Source organism: Methanoculleus sp. UBA291 (assembly GCF_002499755.1).
GTDB classification, from domain to species: domain Archaea; phylum Halobacteriota; class Methanomicrobia; order Methanomicrobiales; family Methanoculleaceae; genus Methanoculleus; species Methanoculleus palmolei.
The window spans coordinates 15245-33431 of record NZ_DANC01000046.1 but is presented as its reverse complement, the minus strand read 5'-3'; the positions used below and the strand labels follow the sequence as shown (position 1 = coordinate 33431).

General features: G+C 59.0%; 17 protein-coding genes. 4 read left to right on the top strand and 13 right to left on the bottom strand.

The window, feature by feature from the left end; genetic code table 11:
* Positions 1 to 143: 143 nt before the first annotated feature.
* Positions 144 to 428: a hypothetical protein gene (locus tag BP737_RS11530; protein ID WP_342686202.1), complete on the bottom strand. Its 285-nt coding sequence runs from the start codon at positions 426 to 428 to the stop codon at positions 144 to 146.
* Between the two features lie 92 nt (positions 429 to 520).
* Between BP737_RS11530 and nifH the strand changes: the two genes are divergently transcribed.
* Genes nifH through BP737_RS11515 form a run of 3 tightly spaced genes read left to right on the top strand, consistent with a single transcriptional unit; the run spans position 521 to position 4354 of the window.
* On the top strand, positions 521 to 1414 hold the full coding sequence (gene nifH, locus BP737_RS11525; RefSeq protein WP_342686201.1) for a nitrogenase iron protein: 894 nt from the start codon (positions 521 to 523) through the stop codon (positions 1412 to 1414).
* A 29-nt stretch (positions 1415 to 1443) separates the two neighbouring features.
* Positions 1444 to 2997 (top strand): nitrogenase component 1, encoded by a 1554-nt coding sequence (locus BP737_RS11520; protein WP_342686200.1) that lies wholly within the window; start codon positions 1444 to 1446, stop codon positions 2995 to 2997.
* A gap of 1 nt (position 2998) precedes the next feature.
* Positions 2999 to 4354: a nitrogenase component 1 gene (locus BP737_RS11515; RefSeq protein WP_342686199.1), complete on the top strand. Its 1356-nt coding sequence runs from the start codon at positions 2999 to 3001 to the stop codon at positions 4352 to 4354.
* A 548-nt stretch (positions 4355 to 4902) separates the two neighbouring features.
* On the opposite strand, the gene BP737_RS11510 is transcribed toward BP737_RS11515, so the two are convergent.
* On the bottom strand, positions 4903 to 5103 hold the full coding sequence (locus BP737_RS11510; RefSeq protein WP_342686198.1) for a winged helix-turn-helix domain-containing protein: 201 nt from the start codon (positions 5101 to 5103) through the stop codon (positions 4903 to 4905).
* Between the two features lie 505 nt (positions 5104 to 5608).
* On the opposite strand from BP737_RS11510, the gene BP737_RS11505 reads away from it, so the two are divergent.
* Positions 5609 to 7108 carry an ASKHA domain-containing protein gene (locus tag BP737_RS11505; RefSeq protein WP_342686197.1) on the top strand — a complete coding sequence of 500 codons (1500 nt, stop codon included), beginning with the start codon at positions 5609 to 5611 and terminating at the stop codon, positions 7106 to 7108.
* Between the two features lie 14 nt (positions 7109 to 7122).
* On the opposite strand, the gene BP737_RS11500 is transcribed toward BP737_RS11505, so the two are convergent.
* The 11 genes from BP737_RS11500 to BP737_RS11450 all read right to left on the bottom strand — a co-directional run bounded on the left by BP737_RS11500 (position 7123) and on the right by BP737_RS11450 (position 18129).
* Positions 7123 to 7863, bottom strand: coding sequence for a cobalamin B12-binding domain-containing protein (locus BP737_RS11500; RefSeq protein ID WP_342686196.1), 741 nt, complete (start codon positions 7861 to 7863; stop codon positions 7123 to 7125).
* The gene (locus tag BP737_RS11495; protein WP_342686195.1) at positions 7860 to 8927 is read right to left on the bottom strand and encodes an MtaA/CmuA family methyltransferase; all 1068 of its coding nucleotides are present in this window, start codon (positions 8925 to 8927) and stop codon (positions 7860 to 7862) included. The genes BP737_RS11500 and BP737_RS11495 overlap by 4 nt, the downstream gene beginning before the upstream one ends.
* Positions 8924 to 9565, bottom strand: a complete 642-nt coding sequence (locus tag BP737_RS11490; protein WP_342686194.1) for a DUF1847 domain-containing protein — start codon at positions 9563 to 9565, stop codon at positions 8924 to 8926. Before BP737_RS11490 ends, BP737_RS11495 begins: the two co-directional genes overlap by 4 nt.
* A gap of 283 nt (positions 9566 to 9848) precedes the next feature.
* The gene (locus tag BP737_RS11485; RefSeq protein WP_342686193.1) at positions 9849 to 10943 is read right to left on the bottom strand and encodes an ABC transporter substrate-binding protein; all 1095 of its coding nucleotides are present in this window, start codon (positions 10941 to 10943) and stop codon (positions 9849 to 9851) included.
* Positions 10944 to 11173: 230 nt separating this feature from the next.
* Complete coding sequence (locus BP737_RS11480; protein WP_292407757.1) at positions 11174 to 11461, bottom strand: hypothetical protein; 288 nt, start codon at positions 11459 to 11461, stop codon at positions 11174 to 11176.
* An 89-nt stretch (positions 11462 to 11550) separates the two neighbouring features.
* The gene (locus tag BP737_RS11475; RefSeq protein ID WP_292407761.1) at positions 11551 to 12480 is read right to left on the bottom strand and encodes an ABC transporter permease; all 930 of its coding nucleotides are present in this window, start codon (positions 12478 to 12480) and stop codon (positions 11551 to 11553) included.
* A complete protein-coding gene (locus BP737_RS11470; protein ID WP_292407764.1) occupies positions 12477 to 13295 on the bottom strand; it encodes an ABC transporter ATP-binding protein in 819 nt (272 codons plus the stop codon). Before BP737_RS11470 ends, BP737_RS11475 begins: the two co-directional genes overlap by 4 nt.
* A gap of 679 nt (positions 13296 to 13974) precedes the next feature.
* The gene (locus BP737_RS11465) at positions 13975 to 14487 is read right to left on the bottom strand and encodes a GNAT family N-acetyltransferase (RefSeq protein WP_292407767.1); all 513 of its coding nucleotides are present in this window, start codon (positions 14485 to 14487) and stop codon (positions 13975 to 13977) included.
* Positions 14488 to 14630: 143 nt separating this feature from the next.
* Positions 14631 to 15527 carry a pyridoxal 5'-phosphate synthase lyase subunit PdxS gene (gene pdxS, locus BP737_RS11460; RefSeq protein WP_292407769.1) on the bottom strand — a complete coding sequence of 299 codons (897 nt, stop codon included), beginning with the start codon at positions 15525 to 15527 and terminating at the stop codon, positions 14631 to 14633.
* Positions 15528 to 16168: 641 nt separating this feature from the next.
* Positions 16169 to 16945, bottom strand: coding sequence for a formate dehydrogenase accessory sulfurtransferase FdhD (gene fdhD / locus BP737_RS11455; RefSeq protein WP_292407772.1), 777 nt, complete (start codon positions 16943 to 16945; stop codon positions 16169 to 16171).
* The gene (locus BP737_RS11450) at positions 16945 to 18129 is read right to left on the bottom strand and encodes a cysteine desulfurase (RefSeq protein WP_342686192.1); all 1185 of its coding nucleotides are present in this window, start codon (positions 18127 to 18129) and stop codon (positions 16945 to 16947) included. Before BP737_RS11450 ends, fdhD begins: the two co-directional genes overlap by 1 nt.
* Between the last annotated feature and the right edge of the window lie 58 nt (positions 18130 to 18187).

Sequence of the window (18187 nt, the reverse complement as noted above, 5' to 3'; positions counted from 1 at the left end):
ACCAGGCACTGGAAGGAGTATAGACACTCTTGTGAATCGGCCCGGGGAGTGTTTCTTCTCTCCGCTGCCCCTTCCTTATCCTTATCGACGCTCTGCGGGACCGACTGCGTGACGAAAGCGGCAGCGGTTGCATTTTTTCGTCATCACCGGCCGCTGTCGCAGCAGAATTTCTCATCCCCTCCGCCATCCGCAGGTGCCGCTGTCATATCCCTGCCGCGAAGGGCTGCCCGGTTTTCTCGGGGATCGGTTTTGGAATCCCCTCCGCTGGCTATTACGGAGAAAATTGCCTCTCCCCCGGGAAGATTACAGGTAAATATGCCGTCTTTGACTGTGTAGTTCATACGCAGCCGTCGTAACCCCCCTTCATAGCCGGCGACGGCGGTCGTTCCCGTTTCAGAAAGGAGGTTCTCATCGGCAGATCTTGCCACAAATCCCCGATTTTCTGTCGAACAATGCAATTTTGGCTGATTTATCCGTTTTTATCTTCTCTCGTGTCTATGTTGTTTCAGAAGGAGGCTCCATGACGAAGGTCCGAAGTGTTGCCATCTACGGCAAAGGAGGAATAGGGAAGTCGACGACAACGTCCAACATCAGTGCAGCCCTTGCTGATATGGGAAAGCGCGTTATACAGATCGGGTGCGACCCGAAGAGCGACTCGACCAACAACCTTCGCGGGGGAAGATCGATCCCGACCGTCCTTGACGCCATTCGAAGCGGAAAGAAGATCGAGATTGAGTCCCTCGTGCACGAAGGGTTCGGCGGCGTCATCTGCATAGAAGCCGGAGGGCCGGAGCCGGGTGTCGGCTGCGCCGGAAGAGGGATTATTGCGGCAATTGAACTCCTCCGCCAGCAGAAGGTTTTTGAGGAGTACAGGCCCGATGTCGTCCTCTACGACGTCCTCGGCGACGTGGTCTGCGGCGGATTCTCCGTCCCCATCCGTGAGGGCGTTGCGGAGCAGGTCTACACCGTGACGTCTGCGGATTTCATGGCGATTTACGCTGCAAACAATCTCTTCAAGGGGATAAAGAAATACGCCAACAGCGGCGGTGCGCTCTTTTCCGGCATCATCGCCAACTCAGTGACGCTGCCGATTCAGCGGGAGATCATTGACGATTTCGCGTCCCGGACGGGTACCACCATCGCAGAGTACGTTCCACGGTCGGAGACGATCACCCGGAGCGAACTTCTGGGTCAGACCGCAATTGAGTACGACCCGGACTCCGAACAGGCGAACGTGTACCGCAGCCTTGCGAGAACACTGCTGCAGAACGAGAATAAGTACGTGCCAAAGCCGCTGGAGGCGGAGGAGCTGAAAGAGTGGGCGGCATCGTGGTCCGACAGGCTCCTTACAGAGAAGAAGAACGATGCGCGAGCGGGCCTTGAGTCCCAAAACATCGCCTCAACGATCACGTAGCTGCATGTATCTGAACTGGAGAAGCGGATATGGTATTTGAAACACGGGAAGAAGCGGATTTTGCTCTCTACGAGAAGAGGATAGACCTCTCCCAGACAACCTGCCCCAACCGCGAACAGAGAGCAAACGGCATTAATATTTACTACGGCAAGGCAAGCGGCCTCATCGAGAAAGCCAAGTCGGGGTGCCTGCAAAACCACGAACGAGGTTTTGCGCAGTCGTCCGGCTGCTCGCTGAATTTTTATCTCTCGGTTCGCGTCGGCACCATTCGAGGTGCTGCGACGATCTTCCACGCACCGGTCGGATGCTCTTCATCGGCACTCGGCTACCGGGAACTGTATCGGGGCGTTCCCGTTGAACTCGGGAGACCGGCGGAGTACGACCTCCACTGGATGACCACGAATCTGCGCGAGAAGGACGTCGTCTACGGTGCGGGAGATAAGTTGAAGAGGGCGATATACGAGGCTCAAAAGCGGTATAACCCGAAAGCCATCTTCATCCTCACCTCCTGCACCACCGGCATCATCGGGGAGGATATCGAGGGGGCGGTTGCCGACGTTCAGCCGCACGTCGACGCACGAATTGTTCCCGTCCACTGCGAAGGTGTGCGCTCCAGGCTTGTGCAGACCGGCTACGATGCTTTCTGGCATGCGGTGCTGAAATACCTGGTGAAAAAGCCGGAGAAGAAGCAGACGGACCTCGTGAACGTGGCGAGTATGCTGTCCTACACCTGGCAGGACCGCCTTGAGATCCAGCGCCTGCTCGGCAAAGTCGGGCTTCGCGCAAACCTGATCCCCGAGTTTGCAACGGTCGAGCAACTCCAGCAACTCTCGGAGGCCGCCGTAACCGCACCCCTCTGCCCCACCTACACCGACTACCTCTCCCGCGGGCTCGAACAGGAGTACGGCGTACCTTACTTCATGTATCCGCCGCCGATGGGAATTACCAACACCGACGAGTGGCTCAGGCAGATCGGGAAGTACACCGGCAAATCCGATGAGGTCGAGCACCTCATCGAGGAGGAGCATAAGACCTGGAAACCGAAGATGCAGGCCATACGGTCCGAGTTCGACAGGATCGCCGCAGAAAAGGGCAGCAAGGTGAGCGTTCTCGGTTCTCTCGGTCAGGGCCGGCTGCTGGCGCAGATGCCCTTCTTCGACGAACTCGGATTGGCGTCGCCTGCGGCGATGTCGCAGGATTACGACAACCTGATCCTCGAAGAGCTTGAGGGGGTCGTCTCCCAGGTCGGAGACTTCGACCTGCTGGTCAATACGTTCCAGGCGGCGGAGCAGTCGCATATCACGACGAATCTCGACCCCGATCTGACGCTCACCTGCCCGTTCCAGGGGGGAGCATACAAGCGGCTCAAGGGTGCCACCCGGATCCACGCCCTGCGCGGCGACCCGCATCCCTGGAGCACCCAGAGCGGCTATGCGGGAGCGGTGGCCTACGGGAACTTCCTGCTTCAGGCATTGAAGAGCAGAGCGTTCCAGAGGACCCTCAAGGAGAAGACGAAGGACAGCTACCGCGAGTGGTGGTTCAAGCAGAGCAACCCTCTGTACTACATGAAGAAGGAGGTGTAATATGGTGAATTCGAGTGCAGAAGAATCAGTCGGCCCGGAAGAGGTCCCGGAGTCCCCTGCAATTGAGGCTCCCAGGTTCTCCTGCGCTCTCGGCGGTGCGCTGGGCACGGCGATCGGGATCTACGGCGTTGTCCCCATCCTTCACTCCGGTGCCGGATGCGGTATCGGGCAGCTCTTCGGGCAGTTGTATACCGGCGGACAGAACGCCGGCGGTCCCCAGGGAGGGACCAGCACTCCCTGCTCTTCGCTGGTGGAGCGTCACGTCGTGTTCGGAGGAGAGGAGAAACTCCGTGATCTGATCCGCTCCAGCACGGAGTTGATGGACGGAGAGATCTACGCGGTCATAAACGGCTGCATCTCGGCGCTGATCGGAGACGATGTAAACGCGGTCGTCAAGGAGTTCCGCGAGAAGAACGATATCTTCTTCGTTCGTTCCTCCGGATTTGCCGGGAATTCATATGAAGGCTATGAACTCTTCTTCGAGGGGCTGATACAGGACCTCCTCAAACCCGCGGAGAAGGTCCGGCCAAAGACGGTGAATGTCTTCGGCATCGTGCCGTACCAGCATATCTTCTGGAAAGGCGATGCAAGGACCATCAAAAACCTCCTGGCCGAGATCGGGATAACAGCCAATGTCTTCCTCGCAGAGTTCGACGGGGTGGCTCAGTTGCGCGAGATCCCTGCTGCGGAGTACAACATCGTGCTCTCCACCTGGAACGGCCATCGGGTGGCCGGACTGCTGGAAGAGAAGTTCGGTACACCCTACCTGACCTTCCCTTCGGTCCCCGTTGGGCCGAAACAGACCGGGGAGTTCCTGCGCAGGGTGGCGAAAGCATTCGATGTATCGGAAGAGATCGTTGAGAGCGTGATTGCCCGGGAAGAGCAGCGGGTGTACCGGTTCATCGAGTACGGCGGGGATGCGCACATGATGGTCCGGCCGCATCCGTTCTTTGCGGTTGCAGCGGATTCGGGGACTGCGATCGGGATATCGCGCTTCCTCATCAACGAACTTGGTTACCTCCCGGACCTCATACAGATCACCGACGACCCGCCGGAGGAGGTCCGCGATGAGATTACGCGGAACCTCACCCGGGACCTTGAAACGCCTCTCCTGCCGGAGGTGATCTTTGAGACGGACGCGCACCTTATCCGGAAGAACTTAAAGGGCAGACCTTTCCTGTTCCTGTTTGCAAGTTCCCTCGAGGCTCCGATAGCTCTTGCGGAATGGGGCGCGCTTCCTATCACCGTCGCGTTCCCCGCACTGAACCGGCTTATCCTGAACCGGACGTATGCAGGGTTCGACGGGGCCCTAACGCTGTTTGAAGAGATCATCAGCTTGTTCGTCGGGCCGCTGTGAGGAAATTTCCGTCTTCCTTTTTTTTGCACAGTGGGAGCCGCGGTTTGTAAGCCGGAGCCGGACCCGGTACTTCGCTAAAATAAAGTTCTGAGAAATCCCCCGGAGGCCGAACTACCGAATTCCGGGTGCTGCCGACTCCCGTTAAGACGTCGCGGGAGACCGTATCGTTTCCGGACGCTGACATGAGCGAAGTACCGATTCTGGGGGATCGCAAGTTTCGGGGCGGGGAACGACTGGCTCCGAAGGGCAGGAGTTTGAGAAGACCGAAGGTCTTCGAGCGGGGGATTCCGGGAAGGGCGTCCGGATTCCTCCCCGGTCCACTGCAGGGGAGCATGCTCAAGGACGAAACCCTGGCCGCGACATCTCATGCTTGAATGAGCGAACTACCGGGACCGTCACGAAGCGGCCCGGGATGATAGAGACCTCGCAACGAGCGTCTAGTGCAAAAACTGGTGCAAAAAAGATGACGTGGTGTCAGGGCCGGTCCACAGAGGGACAGAAGAGGCCGTGCAGGTCAGGTATGCCGATGGGGCGCATCGCGGGACGCATCACGCGGTCATCACCCCTGACTTTGGGATGTTGAGCCCGTAGAGGCTCTGGCGGGCGTCGATGAAGTAGTGACGCTCTATAAGGATCTCTTCTTCCTTGAGCCTGCTCAGTGCGTATCTCACGGTGCGCGGCGGCAGCGAGGTCTCGCGGATCAGGTCTTTCTGGGTGAACTGACCGCCTGTTTCGAGAACCTTATACACGAGTTTCGCCGACGGCGGGAGGTGCCCGATCTTTGCTAGTCTCTTCTCATCTTCGTTGCTTTCGTTGACAAAAACGATCCCTCATAGTGGAATCACCATATTCAGGTTATGGTTCACAATTGTTAATATTTTCGGTCGTCCCTGTCGTGGCCTTGATCGTCAATCGAATATAAATGGAGAGCATTATGGGCAATTTAAGCATTTCTACGGCAAAATTTCAGAGATTGATGTGAGGGTTGCCTGAGTCTCATATGCTTCACGGTGATATTCAGATCCAGAAAACATTCCTCACGCGCATTTTTAGCATAAGAGATATGGGGATTTTCCCCTGGAGTGAGGACCGGGAAGGGGCGCCCTCCTCCCGGCAGGCTGTCCCTTCCGGTCCGCTCATACCCTCCGGCAACACGGGCCCGTACCGCCTGGCGCCGTTGCGGCCGCTCGCCCGCAAATTTTGCCGCTAATACAACTATTATCGTGATTCTTCTGCAGATTGAATGAGAGAATCATGACGGCAACCGGGGTGGCAATCGATATCGGCACAAGCGGGGTCCGGGCGGCATCCCTCGACCTTGAGACGAGAACGGCTCTTGCAGGCATCTCGACTGCGTGCCACCCGGTACCCGGCGGGAATCTCCTCGACCACCTTTTGTATGCGTCACGGTTCGGCCTGGTCTCCGCCCACCGGATCATGATAAAGACCATCAACGCCCTGATCCGGGATCTCGCCCTTCCCGGCGCTCCGGAAGTGATCGCGGTCTGCGGGAACCCGGTGCAGATCTCGTTTCTCACCGGCCGTGCGGTGCGGGATATTCAATATACTCCGGAATCGGCTAGAAGCAGGGAAGAACCCGCCCTGCCGCACGAGGCGATGGTCCTGGACTCCCGGGCTCTCGGGCTGGACGCATCGTGCGACCTGCTGGTGCCTCCGGCGATCAGGGCGGAGGTCGGGGCCGATGCCGTGGCCCTCATCCGGAGTGCGGAGACGGCGGGCGACGGACCGATACTTGCTACGGATTTCGGAACCAACTCCGAGATGGCTCTGATCGTGGACGACAGCATCTTTGTCGGATCGGCGGCCGCAGGTCCCGCCCTTGAGGGGCAGCATATCCGGCACGGGATGCTTGCCGGCCCCGGCGCAATCACCGACCTTGCGTATGACTGGGGCTGGAAAGTGCTGGTGCTTGACGACCGCATGGAGCCTGTTGAAGGCGATACCGTTGACTTCCGGACCGGGGCGACCCTTAAGAGAGGAGCGATGAAGGCTGCGGGCATCACCGGCGTCGGCGTCATATCCCTGATATCTGCAGGGCTCGCCACCGGAGTCATGGAACCGCCCCGGATCAGGGCTCCCCCGGGGGAACTATCGCTCCAGAACGGCGTTGTCTTTACTGAAAAGGACCTTTTCGAGGCAGGAAAGGCGATAGGTGCCATCAGGGCGGGCCAGATGGCGCTTGCAGAGCACGCAGGGATTGCAATCACGGACGTCCGGACATTTCATACGGCAGGCACCGCCGGTTCTCATCTGGACCCCCTCAAGGCCCGGGATGTCGGTCTCATTCCCGGGGGCGTCGACCGGATCTTCCGGCATGGAAATACTTCCCTTGCTCTGGCGTGCGATCTTGGCGTCGGAGAGGTGCGCCTCGATGCCCTGCAGGCAATAGCCGACGCCGCCGAACATATTGCATTTTCGACGAGTACGGCCTTTCGGGAAAACTTCGTCAGGGAGTATGCGTACTGGTGCGAGGGGGCGCCCCGAAAACGGGAGAGTATCTCCGGGACACCCCGGGTGGAGCGGCTGCCCGACCGGTGGGTCCCTGGCTGCACCGCCCGCACCAGGCCGCGATACCGCATCGCGGTGAGTGATGGAGCACGATATGCCCATGTATGCCCGAACCGTGCAATCGTTGCGGGGGACGATTGCCTGGAGGTCGATCTCCGCCTCTGCCGCGGCGCATCGTGCTTACAATGCGCCGCACGGGGGCTTACATTCGGAGAACCGATCTGAGGGGTTCGGCGGAGTTATCTGGCCGGCAGTGCGTTCAGTATCTTCACGAGTGCTGCAGGGTCGCGAGCGTACTGAACTGTGTCGCGCTGTGCTGCGAACCTCTCGTCACAGGCGCCGCCTCCGACAATGAACGGGATGCTGATGCCGTTCTCCCGGATATGGTCTGCAGTCGTCAGAAATGCCCCCCTGGTGGAGGTCATCAGGGACGACCCGACCACGGCGATCGGCCGGTACTCCCGGATGGCCGCGAGCACCGCCGGTGTCTCGACCGATGTCCCGAGGTCGATCACCCGGAATCCATTCGCTTCGACAATTGCAGCGACGATATTCTTACCGATATCGTGCAGATCGCCTTCTGCAGTATGGATGATCACCACGCCCTTCCTCCCGAGGGCATCTCTCTCCCCGCCGGATTCCTGCAGACCTGCATCCAGCGCACGCGCCGCGAGCAGGACCTCCGGGACAAAAGCCTGGCGGCGATTGTAAAGGTCGGAGACCGCGTCCATGCCCTTGAGAAGACCGTGAAGGGCAATATCGAGCGGGTCGACACCATCCTGCACCGCCTGCGCCGCCAGGTTTCCGGCCCCGGCAACATCTCCCTTGAGCACGGATTCTGCAAGTGATCGGTATGGTTCGCTCTCCGGCAGAACCGGTCCTGCCGGCGTGTTCTCCGACGGCGGCTGATCATCGGTACCGGAAGAGCGGCCGTCGCCGATGAGCCGGCCGACGGCCAGCCCGAGCGTAAAGGCCTTCATGGTTCTACCCCGGCTGCAAGCCCCCGCACGAACTCCCGCAGGAGTTCTTCCGGCTCCTTTGGAACGCGATAGTGTTCCGGCGCCTTCGACAGCGCCCGGATGTTCTCGAGCGGTGTGAAGGGAGAGAGCGTACAGCCGGATGAGAGGATATCGATCCCGTTCTGCATGGCAAAGACGGCGTCGGCGGTCACCTTATCGGGAGTACCCTCCAGCATCGTCGCCACCGGAGCGATATTCCCGATGAGTGAGATATCGTCGCCGAGCAGTTTCTTTGCGGTGATGACGTCGACCTTCTCCTCAAACGAGTACGCGTCAAAGCCGGATTCCCGGATGTACCCGAGCAGGTCTTTTGTATTCCCGCAGATGTGCAGCACCGAGGGTTTTCTTGTCGCTCCTGCTATCTTCCTGTGGTAGGGCAGGACAAACTCCCGGTACTGCTCTCCGCTCAAAAGGTCGCCCGATGCAGTTGGATCGGACATGCTGATCACGTCCGCTCCGTGATCTTCGAACGCCCCGATGAGTTCCCGGGTAACCTCGCTTGAGCGCTCCACCGCCTGGTGGGCGTAGTCGGGGTCTGTCTTTATCCAGGAGACGAACCTGCTGACGCCGAACACGTGCCCCGCGATGGTGAAACCGCCCGTAACCTTGGCGTTGATGGGGACGTCGTCCCCGATCTTTTCGGAAAGGATCTCGAGTGCACGCAGCACTGCCGGGATTCTTCCGGTTTCGAGAAGATTCTCGGGGTGCTCAAACGCATCGGGCGTATCGAATGCGGGTTTCTTCACCGACGGCGTCCGGTTAAGGGTTCCCCGGTCGATCTCGCAGCCCAGTGCCTCGGCCTCGAGTGAAAGGCAGAACGGCACGGTGACTGCCGGCAGCCTGGTGAATTCCCACGGCATCGCCGCAAGTTTTGCCATCAATTCCGGGTCCCAGTGCGCCTCGGGCCACGACGCCCGCGCCTGTTCCATCATCGATACCGTCACCCCGACGACGGGGAGCCAGACCGGTATCTGGTCGACCCTGCCGCCAAGGATCGCTGCAATGATTCGTTTTTTCGCGTTCATGGTGATAACAGCCTCTTGTAGTAGAAACTCGTGCCGTGCAGCACCGCGTTCGGGTTGTGGCAGGTGATGCGGTCTTTTGCCACGAGCGTGGTGACGGGAGCCTTTGAGTATTTCGTGAAGAGGGTGTCGTGCCCGACGCAGAGCCCCAGCAGAATGTTCAGTTCGGTTCCTGCACCCTCGAGGATCTTTGCCTGGGCTACCGGGTTGCAGATGGGCTCGAACGTCCCGGGTTTGGCCTTTTCGTTGTCGAGCAGTCCAAGTTCCTCTTTCGGCACGGCGCCGCACTTGCAGCAGATGGAGACGACGTCGAACCCGTGTGCGATGAGGATATCCCGGAGAATCCGGTCCTCGGCCATGAAACCGATGCAGGTGGCGATTCCGAGTTTTTTGTATCCCATCTCCCGGGCAAAGTCGATGGTATCCTCGACCCGCGTCCATTTCATGTAACTCCGGCCTTCGGTCCTGGCAGCGGCGATCGCCATCTTCTTGATTTCGGGATTTCTTTTGTATATCCGTAATGCCGAGTCGAGCGCTGCTTTTTGTGTCCTGCTTGGACAGAACGACGGGCCCGAGTCCGGGTTTTCGCTCCAGCAGGCCTGTTGCCGGCAGTTGCTGCAGTCAATGGAATGTTCTGACATATGATCCTCTTTTATATCGGAGCAGATGACTAAAAACGGTCTGAAAAGAGCAATTTTGACCTTATTTTGTACATTTGGGGACTGCAGGGGAAAATATTGCCGCAAACCTGCGGCAATTGCCCCGCTTTACGGACGGGGTCCGGTTCGGTTCCGGTGTTCGAAGATTGTCGGTTCAAGCGACCGCTCCTGATTATCTGTGTTCCCGCGAGAGCGCCGGTTGCCTTTCGCAAATGGTTCCGGAAGGCGAAAAAAAAGTATCGACGGAGATTTCTTCTGCCACACCTCACTCATTCATTGCCCGGTAGTCTTCCAGGAGCTGCTGATAGACCGGATCGTTCGGGTTCTCGGCCGTCAGTTCGTCGAGCGCCTGTTTGTAGACCGATGAATCGACGTGATCCTGTATGCGGACGCTGGTCTCGATGTATCCGATGGATTTGAGCAGATCGTATGTCTGCACGACTCCATGCAGGTTCGGATCAGGCGAAATGGAGGTATGCGGGTTCTCCAGAGACGTCTTCAGGACGCCCCTGTCGATCGTTACATACCGGAGGATATCATCGACCGCGCCGTCCGGGTTTGTCTTGGAGTAGCGGTATGCTTGAATGAGCGCCTTTTCCATCCGCACATAGGTGTCCCTGTCCGTCTCCAGGTTCTCCGTGAGTGTTGCCATCCGGCAGCACGGGTGTTTCGGGTAGTACTCCGACGTGTACTCGATCACCGAGAGACCCTGACTCTGAGCCATCTCCATATAGGGCGTCCAGGCAACGCCTGCATCCACCTTGCCCGCCTTCACGGCATCCAGGACCGCCGAAGGGGACGAGAGCTCCTGGATGGTGACGTCCTTCTGCAGGTTCAGGCCGGCATCCTGAAGTGCGCCCCGGAAGTGAATATCCCCGGACGACATCCTGACGGTTGCCACGGTCTTTCCTGCAAAACTCTTGAGATCCCGGAGTTGATCCGCCTTCTCGGGCAGCGCGATCACTCCTGACCCTTCCGCCATCAGCCCTCCGATGATCGTCACCGGCGAGCCTTTGGCAGCGTAGACAAGGGGCGAAGGTCCAAAGCCGCCAGCGTCGATCTTCTTTGCGATGATGGCGGTACTCCCTTCGGCACTGTTCTGGAACTGGAAGAGTTCCACATCCAGCCCCTGCTCATCGAAATACCTCTGTTCGTTCGCGATGAACACGAGTGCATGCCCGGTCGAGGGGAGATACCCGATCTTTAAGGGTTTCTCCGACTGGAGTGGAGTTGCTGTCGCTCCGGGAGAATCGGGGACGGTTGCTGGTGTGCCGGGCAGAAAGACTATGATCCCCGCGGCCACAGCAATGAGGATGATAACAACGCCTGCTATGAGTATGCCGTTCTTCTGTTTCGTCATGAAGTTCCTCCATCCTGGCTCATCGCATGATTTCATCCCGGAACGGGGAGTCTTACCTTCAGGCAAGACCCCTTCACCGGCTCCTTGAAATACATTCGTTACAGTGCGTATCGGATCAGCGAATTGCCCAGATAGATTCTGAAAAAAAGACTAAATATATCACCATCTAAGCAATAATCGCCATAACTGCCCAATTATGGGGTGAATGCGGCAAGATATGCGCCGCCGCATCATTCGAGAATCGTCAGCTCGAACCTGCCCTCCATGCAGGTGGCGGCAAAGTCGAGGAAATCCTTCATATTTTCCGACATCTCCGAAGAGAGCGATGGTGAGACATAGACGATGATATGCGGCTTCTTCTCCTGGTTCTTCTTTAACTCCAGATACAGGTCTCTGAAGACGGCAAGGACCGTCCTGAAGTTCACCCGTCTGGTGATCCGGATATGGCCGGTGCCTTCCGAATCGATCAGGATCCGATAACTCGAGGTTTTTCTAAAAAATGGGTCTCCCGGTTGCATATCCTGTCGCCTCCATGTTCTCTTGATCTCCTGCGTCCCGGGTATTCACAATTGTGCATGTTATCTGCCGGCATACGATAAGTGTTCGGTCACTGCGTATTCTGCCAGCGGAGGCTGTAAGCCTGGATGCGGTCGAAAAGGTACATTACCGCGACCACCACTACCATGATCAGAATCATGCCGGCGATCACCCTGTCGTAGTTCGCGAACTGATGGTGATACTGGATATACCAGCCAAGGCCCGACGTTGCTGCGATCATTTCGGCAACGGTGAGCGTGATGAACGACATGATCAGTGCGATCAGTGCGCCGGAGAATATGCTCGGCATTGCAGCAGGAAAGAGGATCCGCTGTATCATCCGGGATTCCGGGAGACTGAGTATTCGGGCGGAGTTGATCAACCGGGGATCGATCGAGAAGACACCATAGACCGAGCCGACCAGAACGGGCCAGAAGGCTCCGATGAATATCAGGAAGGTCGACGATGCTGCAAATGTAGGAAGCAGCACGATTGCATACGGCAGGTAGACGGTGGGCGGGATGGGAGAGACGGCTTTTGCTATCGGGTACGCGGCACCGAACAGCCGCTTCTTCCATCCGATATAGAGTCCGATTGGAATTGCCGTCACAAGTGCGATCACGTAGCCGACGGAGAGGATCTCAAGGGAACTGACAACGCCGGCAAGCATCTGCTGCCAGTCGATCTCAAAGACCCGGAACACCCTTGCCGGCCCGGGGAAGATAAAGGGATCGAGCAGGGCCAGTTTGCCGAGGAGAACCTCCCAGAGGAACATGACCACTGCGATTATGAGAAATATATCTGCAGTAGCCTGCGCCTTCTTCGGGTGCAGATAGAGCAGCGCGCCAAAGAAGATGATGAGCAGGGCAATTACGGTGATAAAGGCGCTGTTGCTGTTTACAGCCTGTGACGGGGCGTCCGGGACGGCGATCGTAAGGACGGCCGTCGCGAGAAGGATGATCCCCGCGATGCCCACTTCATGCTTTACGCTAAACCTCATGCCAATCCCTTGAGCCCCTTCTCCTGCCGTTCTATCTCATTGAGCATCTCGCAATACAGCACCGAGAGGAGGTGCGACTTCAATGTGCTGTATTCGGTACTGGCCGAGAGCGTTTTACGGCATCGCGGCCGGGGAAACGGAACATCGATTACTTCCTTGATCCTGCCGGGCGAAGGGGTCATCACCGCGATCCGGTCGGAGAGCTGGAGCGCTTCGTCGACATCGTGCGTGACAAAGAGCACGGTCTTGTGCTCTTCACCCCCGGACCAGAGGTGGAGCAGGGTATCCTGCATGTAGATCCTGTTGAGGGAGTCGAGCGCCCCGAACGGTTCGTCCATGAGAAACACCTTCGGGTTCATGGAAAACATACGGACGATGGAGACTCGCTGCCGCATCCCGCCGGAGAGCGTGTTCGGGTAGGAGTTTCTATACGCTCTAAGCCCGACGAGATCGAGATACGCCTCCGTCCGCTCTTCGATCTCTTTTCTCGTCAGGTTGCCGTTCGTATGTTCGATGGCAAAGCAGATGTTCTCAAAGGCGGTCATCCAGGGAAAGAGCGAGTAGTCCTGGAAGACGACCCCGCGGTCCGGACCCGGCCCGGTCACCGGCTCGTCGTCGATGAGGACCGTGCCGTGTTCCGGTGTTTTCAGCCCTGCGACGATATCGATGAGTGTGCTCTTGCCGCACCCCGACGGGCCGAGCAGCGAAACGAACTCGCCGTCCCGTATCTTCAGGTTGACCGATTCGAGTGCGACATGACGCGTGCCGTTGACGCCGTATATCATGGAGATATTTTGCAAATCTATTGTTGCCATGGGGTTCCTCTGCTGAAGTTTAGTATCCCGGTTCGTTCACGCTCGGCCGTTCGAGACCGGCATGATGAGACCCTGTTCGTCGGAAACGGCTCGTCGAGTTTGCAATGATGTTGGAGATGAGTGCACCGTCGCGGGGATGGCGTGTGGAATCGTTTTTTTGATCGAAGCCGATCGGCATCGCCCGCAGGGAAGCCGACATTGAGGATTCCCCGATGCCCTCTTTTTCCGTGGATGGCCGGGTACTTTGCTTTTCCCACAGGATCACCAGTAGTCATAGGGCGAAAAAACCATTTATGCGCTGACGATTCAGCAAGTATTGGTACATATGTTCGGAATTCTTCATGAATGCGGCAAATGCCGCAAAAAATAGCGTCTCGCCGGGAAGATTTCGGCGACGTAACAGAGACCATTTCTAACTTTGCCGCAGGAAACGGTAAAACGGGTGGCGTCTCCCTTTTATCCCGGGGTGCGGAGCGGGGGGTCCCCGGTCGAGAGGCCGGAGATGACACGGCACAACCCTCTGGGTTGTGCCTGTCAGGCAAATCTTCGATTTTCCGTGCACGGAAACTACCTGTGGAAGTTTCCTGACAGGGAAATCTTCGATTTCCCGTGCACGGCACAACCACGGCGGGGCCGCTCCTGCCCTGGCGGAACCTATGTCGGTGGAGATTGGGGCCCCTCATCGTTCCGACTGCTTCGGCTCCAGTTCTTTCTGATACATAACGACATCGAGGACCTTTCCCGATATCTCTCCGATATTCTTAAGATAAGCGCACCGGGAATACCCCGTCGCTTCAAAAAGTCTGATACTCGCACGGTTTTCGCCTGTAACCGTCCCCAGGATTACGCAAAGACCCGCTCTCTTCGCGTGTTCCTCCAGGCGAGAGAGAGCGCTCTTCCCGATCCCTCTTCCGGTGTACTCCGATTTCAGGTAGATGGTGATCTCTGCGGTCCTGTCGTATGCCCGCACTTTTTTGTACCTGCGAAGCCCGCAATACCCCAGGACTTCATCTCCGTCCCGGATCAGGTAGGCCTGGTATACCGGATCGCCCGGCGGAAAGTCCTCGATCAACTCCGACAGGGTAATCTCGCCGTCGTGAAACGTTGCAGTCGTGTGGAGGCTGTAATAGTTATAAATCTCCGCAATGATCGGGAGATCTTCTTCCCGGACCGGCCGAAACTCGATTGTCATCTGATTCCCCGTCTACGGTCTTCGTGCGATCCCGACGCTGCCGGTGCGGTTAATCTCTCAAAAAATGCGGCTGCAAAACGGCGGGAGAGGCCGTTCATATCCCGCCGGATAGTGGTTCCGCGGTTCATATCGGGTGGCAGGTATCAGCGCCCGCGGTACCGGAGCGTCTCGTTCTCTTTGAGAAGGTGGACGTCAAGCCCCGACATTGCCTCGCCGAGCCCACGGGATGCGCGGACGATTGCCGCCGGGTCATCGAACCGGGTGACTGCTTCCACGATTGCCTTTGCCGTCTTCGGCGGATCGGACGACTTGAAGATCCCGGATCCCACAAAAACTCCGTCGGCGCCGAGCTGCATCATCATCGCTGCATCTGCGGGCGTTGCGATCCCGCCGGCCGAGAAGTTGACGACCGGGAGCCTGCCGAGACGGGCCGACTCGATGACGAGTTCCGCCGGCGCTTCGATCTCACGTGCACGGTTGATCAGTTCCTGCTCGCTCATTCCCTGCAGGAGCCGGATCTCACCCGTGATTGCACGCATGTGCCGGACAGCCTCGACGACGTTGCCGGTGCCGGCCTCACCCTTGGTCCGGATCATTGCTGCGCCTTCGTCGATCCGCCGGAGCGCCTCACCGAGGGTGCGTGCACCGCAGACGAACGGGACGGAGAACCGCTTCTTGTCGATGTGGTACTCTTCGTCGGCAGGCGTGAGGACCTCGCTCTCGTCGATCATATCGACGCCGAGAGCCTCGAGCACCTGCGCCTCGACGAAATGGCCGATCCGTGCCTTGCCCATGACCGGGATCGAGACTGCGTCGATGATCTCCGCGATCTTCTCCGGGTCCGCCATCCGTGCTACTCCGCCCGTCGCCCGGATGTCGGCCGGGACGCGTTCGAGGGCCATGACCGCAACAGCCCCCGTCTCTTCTGCAATCCGTGCCTGTTCAGCATTCACGACGTCCATGATGACGCCGCCTTTCTGCATGGACGCAAACCCCCTCTTGAGGAGTTCGGTACCGGACCTGAGGTCTTTTAAGTCCATAATTCTCTCCGTTTTGGATTCCGCTCAATCCAGAACACGGATCATGGGAACCAGTATCCTATGAGCGTATTTTTTGTCCTCTGCATACGTGTGCCCCATGAGAAGTTAAATGTATTCACAATTGTGAATCTCCTGCGCCCGATCTGGATCGAAAAAAGCCGTCCCTGAAGGCTCATTCGCAGATAATGCCCACATTCGCGCATATTGCGGCAAATTCTGTCGATTTCTACGAAAATAAATACTTCCGATGCCTATGTGAATTTAGTTCCCGCTCGTGAACACGGTGAGAGAGATGAACCAATATCGGTCGATAAGGCATTGGGAAACCCACGTTGCAGTTCAGCGTTTCGATCGTCCGATCTTCATCGTCTCCACCGTGAACCGGGGCGGGGGCGCCGGTCTGGACAGGGGTAGGCGCACCTCTACGGATTACTGTCGGGAGTAACTCCTCGCCCCTCGCTCCTTTCCGGCAAAGGAGTTGAACCATACTGCTGCCGGGGTCTCCCGTCCGGTGTCGGACGGAGGGCCGGGATCGTTGTTGAACAAACCTCTGGAATCTCCTGGAATCCTGTTCTGCACAAAAAACTCGTGCATTCCCTGCATCATGGCAAGGTGGTTCGGGGAGAAACCGGGCGGGGCGATCAGTCGTCGGCGGGCGGCGGAGCGCCGCGGACCCGCTCCCACCCGGTATAGATATTCATCTTTTTGCTCCGCACGAACCCTACGATGGTGAGCCCGCCTGTCTTTGCGGCCTCGACGGCGATGGTGGTCGTCGCCCCCCGCGAGACGATCACCGGAATGTTCGCTACCAGGCATTTTCTGACCATCTCGGAGGATATCCGGCCGGAGCAGACTGCAAACGTCCGGGAGAAGTCGATCCCGGCGAGAAGGCCGTGGCCGACGACCCGGTCGAGCGCGTTGTGCCGTCCGATATCCTCGGCGATCCGTATTGCCCGGCCTTCTTCGTCGAAGAGCCCGACAAGGTGGATGCCGCCGGTGATCCGATGGAGGTCCGAATCGAGTGTCTCTTTCGTCGCCGCCCGGATCATCTCGGGCGAGAGGGTGAGGTCGGACCGGATTTTGGGGAGGTGACCGGCATCAAGGAACGTGGTGCTTCCGCCGCACCCGGAGAGGACGGTCTTGTGCGAGGTCAGGATCGCGAACGGGTTCTTTGTGAGGACGCTCGCGGTATTTCCCTCGATCCGGATCGACTCGATATCATGGAGGTCCCGGACGATCCGTTCCGTGTAGAGGTAGCCCACGACGAACTCCCGGAGCATCGACGGGCTGGTCATGGCGGTGAGGGCGGGGCGCCCGTTGACGGTCACGGAGAGCGGCATCTCCTCGACGACGGGGTGCGTTGCGGGGACGAACGTGTCCCCGTCGCCTTTGATGACTGGCAGTTCCCGGTAGAGCATCAGACAATCCTCCGGGATAATTCTTCGACGGTGGCTATCAGCATGTCGATCTCCTCCTCTGTGTTGTAGATGTAGGTGCTCGCCCGCACCGTCCCGTCCGGGAGGCCGAGGTGCTCCATGAGCGGCTGACAGCAGTGGTGGCCCGACCGGACCAGAATGGCGGCGGCCTCATCCAGGACCTGCGCCACTTCGTGCGGGTGCATCCCCCTGACCGTGAACGAGACGACGCCGATCCGCTCGGTCTCTGCATCCGCTCCCATAACCGTAATACCGTCGAGCGCGGCGAGCCCGTCGATCAGTCGGGCAGCCAGACGTTCATCGTGCCGCCGCACCGTATCCATCCCGATCTCCCGGAGGTACGCCGTCGCCCGTGCAAGCCCGATGGTGCCGGCAATTGGCGGCGTTCCCGCCTCGTAGCGCTGTTCGCCGGGAGCAAGGGTGTATCCCCCGGCCGTCACGCTCTCGACCGCCCCGCCCCCGACGAAGAGCGGTTCGAGGTCCGGCCGGCGCATCCAGAGCCCGCCCGTCCCGGTCGGGCCGAGCATCTTATGACCCGAGAAGCAGAAGTAGTCGCACCCGATATCGGCAACGTCGACCGGGAGGTGCGGTACCGACTGGGCGCCGTCGACCAGGAGCCGCACACCCCGGTCGTGGCAGATCCCGGCAATCTCGCGGACGGGGAGGACGGTGCCGAGAACGTTCGAGGCGTGGGTTACGGCGACGAGCCGGGTCTCGTCGCGGACAGCCGCCTCCAGGTCCGCGAGGTCGAGACGACCGTCCGCATCCGGCCGGACGATATCCACCGCGACCCCCCGCTCACGGAGCCGGAGCCAGGGGAGGAGGTTTGAGTGATGTTCAAGCAGGGTCGTCACCACCCGGTCGCCCCGCTGCCAGGCGAGACCGGCGACGACCGCCCCGATCGCCTCGGTGGTGTTCCGGGTGACCGCAAGGGTGCCGTCCTCTCCCCCGATGAACGATTTGACGGCGTCGCGGGCGTCCCGATAGCGGTGAGTGGCGACGGCGGCGAGCCGGTGGACACCCCTCCCGACGTTCGCCCGGTACCGGAGGTCGTACTCGACCATCGTCTGGACCACCGGTTTCGGGGTGAGCGAGGTTGCGGCGCTGTCCAGGTAGATAAGGTCCCGGGTGATCGGGAAGTCGGCCCTGCAGTCTTCGAGCCTCATGCGACCCCGTCCATGCCCCGGTCCTGCGAAGTTTCTTCTGCCGCCTCGATCCCCGCTC

Excerpts from the sequence above, each read along its gene's own strand:
- nifH (WP_342686201.1), top strand. The coding sequence starts at position 521 with ATGACGAAGGTCCGAAGTGTTGCCATCTACGGCAAAGGAGGAATAGGG.
- BP737_RS11520 (WP_342686200.1), top strand. The coding sequence starts at position 1,444 with ATGGTATTTGAAACACGGGAAGAAGCGGATTTTGCTCTCTACGAGAAG.
- BP737_RS11515 (WP_342686199.1), top strand. The coding sequence starts at position 2,999 with ATGGTGAATTCGAGTGCAGAAGAATCAGTCGGCCCGGAAGAGGTCCCG.
- BP737_RS11505 (WP_342686197.1), top strand. The coding sequence starts at position 5,609 with ATGACGGCAACCGGGGTGGCAATCGATATCGGCACAAGCGGGGTCCGG.
- BP737_RS11500 (WP_342686196.1), bottom strand. The coding sequence starts at position 7,863 with ATGAAGGCCTTTACGCTCGGGCTGGCCGTCGGCCGGCTCATCGGCGAC.
- BP737_RS11495 (WP_342686195.1), bottom strand. The coding sequence starts at position 8,927 with ATGAACGCGAAAAAACGAATCATTGCAGCGATCCTTGGCGGCAGGGTC.
- BP737_RS11490 (WP_342686194.1), bottom strand. The coding sequence starts at position 9,565 with ATGTCAGAACATTCCATTGACTGCAGCAACTGCCGGCAACAGGCCTGC.
- BP737_RS11485 (WP_342686193.1), bottom strand. The coding sequence starts at position 10,943 with ATGACGAAACAGAAGAACGGCATACTCATAGCAGGCGTTGTTATCATC.
- BP737_RS11480 (WP_292407757.1), bottom strand. The coding sequence starts at position 11,461 with ATGCAACCGGGAGACCCATTTTTTAGAAAAACCTCGAGTTATCGGATC.
- BP737_RS11475 (WP_292407761.1), bottom strand. The coding sequence starts at position 12,480 with ATGAGGTTTAGCGTAAAGCATGAAGTGGGCATCGCGGGGATCATCCTT.
- BP737_RS11470 (WP_292407764.1), bottom strand. The coding sequence starts at position 13,295 with ATGGCAACAATAGATTTGCAAAATATCTCCATGATATACGGCGTCAAC.
- BP737_RS11465 (WP_292407767.1), bottom strand. The coding sequence starts at position 14,487 with ATGACAATCGAGTTTCGGCCGGTCCGGGAAGAAGATCTCCCGATCATT.
- pdxS (WP_292407769.1), bottom strand. The coding sequence starts at position 15,527 with ATGGACTTAAAAGACCTCAGGTCCGGTACCGAACTCCTCAAGAGGGGG.
- fdhD (WP_292407772.1), bottom strand. The coding sequence starts at position 16,945 with ATGCTCTACCGGGAACTGCCAGTCATCAAAGGCGACGGGGACACGTTC.
- BP737_RS11450 (WP_342686192.1), bottom strand. The coding sequence starts at position 18,129 with ATGAGGCTCGAAGACTGCAGGGCCGACTTCCCGATCACCCGGGACCTT.